We start from the raw sequence: 6,598 nt of genomic DNA, 5'->3' as shown, positions 1-6,598 counted from the left end.
GCGCCTCTCCCCCCGGGGGCCGGCGCGGGAGTGGGGGGGGCGGCGCCGGCCCCCCCCCCGGGGGGGCCCCCCCAAACCCCGCGCGCGCGCTGGTTTTATCCCGCCCCACCCCGCGGTGTTGCACCGGTGTGACGTACGTCTTGACGCACGTCACTGGGCGGATCGGGTATGCCCACCGTAAAATGAGACGCTATGCAGCGCTACACATAAGTAGCCGTTACTCGGCGGTTTCGATTCCGTGACCGCCGGGCAAGAGCCGTAGACACTCGCGGGCAACGACGCCTGCTCTCTGCGGTCTCCCCGGACAGTGATCCACAATGATCCTTCCGATCGTGACCCACCCGCACCACGTCTCCGTGGTGTCCGCATGCTGGAACGAGCTGTTCGCTTTTTGAGAAGCGTTCCATCATGTAACCTGCACGAAATTTCGCAGAGGGCCAGCGTCGTCCCTCGGCACAGCACATGCCACGACGACGACGGGAGAGCCAATGCGTTCCGACGCCTGGTCGCCCATGGACGGTCGCCCTGTCCAGCAGGGGATGTACGACCCCCGTAACGAGCACGACGCCTGTGGTGTCGGGTTCGTGGCCACTCTGACCGGTGTGGCCAGCCATGAGCTGGTCGAGCAGGCGCTGACCGTACTGCGCAACCTCGAACACCGCGGCGCCACCGGATCCGAGCCCGACTCGGGCGACGGCGCCGGCATTCTCCTTCAGGTCCCGGACGCCTTCCTCCGCGAAGAGGCCGCGTTCGAGCTCCCCGAGGCCGGCTCCTACGCCGTCGGCATCGCGTTCCTCCCCGCGGACGACTCCACGGACTCCGTCAAGAAGATCGAGAAGATCGCCGCCGAAGAGGGCCTCGACGTCCTCGGCTGGCGCGAGGTCCCGGTCACGCCTGACATCCTCGGCAAGGGCGCCCGCGCCACGATGCCCGAATTCCGCCAGCTGATCGTCGCCGACGGCGAGAGCACCGGCATCGTCCTGGACCGCAAGGCATTCGTCCTGCGCAAGCGGGCCGAGCGTGAGGCCGGGGTGTACTTCCCCTCGCTCTCCGCACGCACGATCGTCTACAAGGGCATGCTCACCACCGGACAGCTGGAGCCGTTCTTCCCGGACCTCTCCGACCGCCGCTTCGCCACCGCGGTCGCGCTGGTCCACTCCCGCTTCTCCACCAACACCTTCCCCAGCTGGCCGCTCGCCCACCCGTACCGCTTCGTCGCGCACAACGGCGAGATCAACACGGTCAAGGGCAACCGCAACTGGATGAAGGCCCGCGAGTCCCAGCTCGCCTCCAGCCTCTTCGGCGAGGCGCAGCTCGACCGGATCTTCCCCGTCTGCACCCCGGACGCCTCCGACTCCGCCTCCTTCGACGAGGTCCTGGAGCTGCTCCACCTCGGCGGCCGCTCCCTGCCGCACTCGGTGCTGATGATGGTCCCCGAGGCATGGGAGAACCACGCCTCCATGGACCCGGCCCGCCGCGCCTTCTACCAGTACCACTCCACGATGATGGAGCCCTGGGACGGCCCGGCCTGCGTCACCTTCACCGACGGCACCCAGGTCGGCGCGGTCCTCGACCGCAACGGACTGCGCCCCGGCCGCTACTGGGTCACCGACGACGGCCTCGTCGTCCTCTCCTCCGAGGTCGGCGTCCTGGACATCGACCCGGCCAAGGTCGTCCGCAAGGGCCGCCTCCAGCCCGGCAGGATGTTCCTCGTCGACACCGCCGAGCACCGCATCGTCGAGGACGACGAGATCAAGGCGTCCCTGGCCGCCGAGAACCCGTACGAGGAGTGGCTGGAAACCGGCGAGATCGAGCTCGAGGACCTCCCCGAGCGCGAGCACATCGTCCACACCCACGCCTCGGTCACCCGCCGCCAGCAGACCTTCGGCTACACCGAGGAAGAGCTCCGCGTCCTCCTCGCCCCGATGGCCCGCACCGCCGGCGAACCCCTCGGCTCCATGGGCACCGACTCGCCGATCGCCGCGCTCTCCGAGCGCCCCCGGCTGCTCTTCGACTACTTCACCCAGCTCTTCGCCCAGGTCACCAACCCGCCGCTGGACGCCATCCGCGAGGAGCTCGTCACCTCGCTGCGCTCCACGCTCGGCCCCCAGGGGAACATCCTGGAACCGAGCCCCGCCGCGTGCCGTGCCGTCACCCTGCCCTTCCCGGTGATCGACAACGACGAGCTGGCCAAGCTCATACACATCAACGCCGACGGCGACATGCCGGGAATGAAGGCCGCGACCCTGTCCGGCCTCTACCGCGTCAGCGGCGGCGGCGAGGCACTCGCCGCACGGATCGAGCAGATCACCACCGAGGTCGACGCCGCCATAGAGGACGGCGCCCGCCTCATCGTCCTGTCCGACCGGCACTCCGACGCCGAGCACGCACCGATCCCCTCGCTGCTGCTCACCTCGGCCGTCCACCACCACCTCATCCGCACCAAGCAGCGCACCCAGGTGGGCCTGCTGGTCGAGGCCGGCGACGTCCGCGAGGTCCACCACGTCGCGCTGCTCATCGGCTACGGCGCCGCCGCGGTCAACCCGTACCTCGCGATGGAGTCCGTCGAGGACCTCGTCCGCGCCGGCACGTTCATCGAGGGCATCGAGCCCGAGCTGGCCATCCGCAACCTGATCTACGCCCTCGGCAAGGGCGTCCTGAAGGTCATGTCCAAGATGGGCATCTCGACCGTCGCGTCCTACCGCGGAGCCCAGGTCTTCGAGGCCGTCGGCCTCGACGACGCCTTCGTCGCCCAGTACTTCAACGGCACCGCCACCAAGATCGGCGGCGCCGGACTCGACGTCGTCGCCAAGGAGGTCGCCGCCCGGCACACCAAGGCGTACCCCGCCTCCGGCATCTCCGCGTCGCACCGCGCGCTGGAGATCGGCGGCGAGTACCAGTGGCGCCGCGAGGGCGAGCCGCACCTGTTCGACCCGGAGACGGTCTTCCGCCTCCAGCACGCCACCCGCAACCGCCGGTACGACATCTTCAAGAAGTACACCGGCCGGGTCAACGAGCAGTCCGAGCGACTCATGACGCTCCGCGGACTCTTCGGCTTCAAGAGCGGCCGCGAGCCGATCTCCATCGACGAGGTCGAGTCCGCAGCCGACATCGTCAAGCGCTTCTCCACCGGCGCCATGTCGTACGGCTCCATCTCCCAGGAGGCGCACGAGACGCTCGCCGTCGCCATGAACCAGCTGGGCGGCAAGTCCAACACCGGTGAAGGCGGCGAGGACGCCGAGCGTCTCTACGACCCGGCCCGCCGCTCGTCCATCAAGCAGGTCGCCTCCGGCCGCTTCGGTGTCACCAGCGAGTACCTGGTCAACGCGGACGACATCCAGATCAAGATGGCGCAGGGCGCCAAGCCCGGCGAGGGCGGCCAGCTGCCCGGCCACAAGGTCTACCCGTGGGTCGCCAAGACCCGGCACTCCACCCCGGGCGTCGGCCTGATCTCGCCCCCGCCGCACCACGACATCTACTCCATCGAGGACCTGGCTCAGCTGATCCACGACCTCAAGAACGCCAACCCGGCGGCCCGCGTCCACGTGAAGCTGGTCTCCGAGGTCGGCGTCGGCACGGTCGCCGCGGGTGTCTCCAAGGCCCACGCGGACGTCGTCCTCATCTCCGGCCACGACGGCGGCACGGGCGCCTCGCCGCTCACCTCGCTCAAGCACGCGGGCGGCCCCTGGGAGCTCGGCCTCGCCGAGACCCAGCAGACCCTGCTGCTCAACGGCCTGCGCGACCGCATCGTCGTCCAGACCGACGGCCAGCTCAAGACCGGCCGCGACGTCGTCATCGCCGCACTGCTGGGCGCCGAGGAGTTCGGTTTCGCGACCGCCCCGCTCGTCGTCTCCGGCTGCGTCATGATGCGCGTCTGTCACCTCGACACCTGCCCGGTCGGCATCGCCACGCAGAACCCCGTCCTCCGCGAACGGTTCTCCGGCAAGGCCGAGTACATCGTCAACTTCTTCGAGTTCATCGCCGAAGAGGTCCGCGAGATCCTCGCCGAGCTCGGCTTCCGCACGATCGAGGAGGCCGTCGGCCACGCCGAACTCCTCGACACCGAGCGGGCCGTCACCCACTGGAAGGCACAGGGCCTCGACCTCGAGCCCCTCTTCTACGTGCCCGAGCTCCCCGAGGGCGCGGTGCGTCACCAGATCGCCGAGCAGGACCACGGACTGGCCAAGGCCCTCGACAACGAGCTGATCAAGCTCGCCGCCGACGCCCTGGGCGCCGACAGCGCCGAGGCCGCCCAGCCCGTCCGGGCGCAGATCGCGATCCGCAACATCAACCGGACCGTCGGCACCATGCTCGGCCACGAGGTGACCAAGAAGTTCGGCGGTGCGGGCCTGCCCGACGACACCATCGACATCACCTTCACCGGGTCCGCCGGCCAGTCCTTCGGCGCGTTCGTACCGCGCGGTGTGACGCTGCGACTGGAGGGCGACGCCAACGACTACGTCGGCAAGGGCCTCTCCGGCGGCCGCGTCATCGTCCGCCCGGACCGCGGCGCCGACCACCTCGCCGAGTACTCCACCATCGCCGGCAACACGATCGGCTACGGTGCGACCGGCGGAGAGCTCTTCCTCCGCGGCCGGACCGGCGAGCGCTTCTGCGTCCGTAACTCCGGTGCCACGGTCGTCTCGGAAGGCGTGGGCGACCACGGCTGCGAGTACATGACCGGCGGCCACGCCGTCGTCCTCGGCGAGACCGGACGCAACTTCGCCGCAGGCATGTCCGGCGGCATCGCGTACGTCATCGACCTCGACCTCGACAACGTCAACACCGGCAACGTCGCCGCCGTCGAGCTCCTCGACGACACCGACAGGCAGTGGCTGCACGACGTCGTGCGCCGCCACCAGGAGGAGACCGGATCCACGGTCGCCGAGAAGCTGCTGGCCGACTGGGACTCCGCGGTCGCCCGCTTCAGCAAGATCATCCCGTCCACCTACAAGGCAGTGCTCGCCGCCAAGGACGCCGCTGAGCTCGCCGGTCTCTCCGAGCAGGAGACCACCGAGAAGATGATGGAGGCGGCGACCAATGGCTGACCCCAAGGGCTTCCTGACCACCGGACGCGAGGTCGCCGAGACCCGCCCCGTCGGCGAGCGTGTCAAGGACTGGAACGAGGTCTACGTTCCGGGCTCGCTGCTCCCGATCATCAGCAAGCAGGCCGGCCGCTGCATGGACTGCGGCATCCCGTTCTGCCACAACGGCTGCCCGCTCGGAAACCTCATCCCCGAGTGGAACGACTACGCCTACCGCGAGGACTGGTCGGCGGCGTCCGAGCGCCTGCACGCCACGAACAACTTCCCGGAGTTCACGGGCCGCCTGTGCCCCGCTCCCTGCGAGTCGGCGTGCGTCCTCGGCATCAACCAGCCGGCCGTCACCATCAAGAACGTCGAAGTCAGCATCATCGACAAGGCGTGGGACAGCGGCGACGTCACCCCGCAGCCGCCCGAGCGGCTCTCCGGCAAGACCGTCGCGGTCATCGGCTCCGGCCCGGCGGGGCTCGCCGCCGCCCAGCAGCTGACCCGCGCCGGCCACACCGTCGCCGTCTTCGAGCGCGCGGACCGCATCGGAGGACTCCTCCGCTACGGCATCCCCGAGTTCAAGATGGAGAAGTCGCACATCAACCGCCGCATCGAGCAGATGCGCGCGGAAGGCACCAAGTTCCGCACGGAGGTGGAGATCGGCAAGGACATCGACGCCGCCAAGCTCCGCCGCCGCTACGACGCGGTCGTCATCGCCGCCGGTGCCACCGTCTCCCGCGACCTGCCCGTCCCGGGCCGTGACCTCAACGGCGTGCACTTCGCGATGGAGTACCTCCCGCTCGCCAACAAGGTGCAGGAGGGCGACCTCACGGTCTCCCCGATCAGTGCCGAGGGCAAGCACGTCGTCGTCATCGGCGGCGGCGACACCGGCGCCGACTGCGTCGGCACCGCCCACCGGCAGGGCGCGGCCTCCGTCACCCAGCTGGAGATCATGCCGCAGCCGGGCGAGGAGCGTAACGCCAACCAGCCCTGGCCCACCTTCCCGATGCTCTACAAGGTCACCTCCGCGCACGAGGAGGGCGGCGAGCGGATCTACTCCGTCTCCACCACCCACTTCGAGGGCGACGAGGACGGCAACGTCCAGTCCCTCCACCTCATCGAGGTGGAGTTCAAGGACGGCAAGCTGGAGCAGAAGGCCGGCACCGAGCGCGTCATCCCCGCCCAGCTCGTCACCCTGGCCATGGGCTTCACCGGCACCGACCAGGCCAACGGCCTCGTCCAGCAGTTCGGCCTCGACCTCGACGAGCGCGGCAACATCGCACGCGACGAGGACTACGCGACCAACGTCGACGGCGTCTACGTCGCCGGCGACGCGGGCCGCGGCCAGTCCCTCATCGTCTGGGCCATCGCCGAGGGCCGCTCCGCGGCGCGCGGCGTGGACCGCTTCCTGACCGGGACCAGTGCCCTGCACGCCCCGATCCGCCCGACGGACCGTTCCCTGATGGTCTGACCGCGGCACACAGACGTCCCGTACAACGGCGTACGGAACTGAACGCGGCGCCCGCCCCCGTCCCCGACCGGACAAGGGCGGGCGCCGCGGCGCGTCC

At 69.7% G+C, this 6,598-nt stretch carries 2 protein-coding genes; both read left to right on the top strand.

The features are described from left to right. The first annotated feature begins 488 nt into the window (after positions 1-488). On the top strand, positions 489-5,048 hold the full coding sequence (gene gltB / locus ACIQM3_RS22365) for a glutamate synthase large subunit (RefSeq protein WP_401626909.1): 4,560 nt from the start codon (positions 489-491) through the stop codon (positions 5,046-5,048). Further along, complete coding sequence (locus tag ACIQM3_RS22360; RefSeq protein ID WP_401626907.1) at positions 5,041-6,501, top strand: glutamate synthase subunit beta; 1,461 nt, start codon at positions 5,041-5,043, stop codon at positions 6,499-6,501. Before gltB ends, ACIQM3_RS22360 begins: the two co-directional genes overlap by 8 nt. The last annotated feature ends 97 nt before the right edge of the window (positions 6,502-6,598 follow it).

The sequence above is a fragment of the Streptomyces sp. NPDC091271 genome, assembly GCF_044757505.1.
GTDB lineage: Bacteria > Actinomycetota > Actinomycetes > Streptomycetales > Streptomycetaceae > Streptomyces.
Note: the sequence above shows the minus strand (reverse complement) of the source record. Positions and strands in the feature narration are given on the sequence as shown.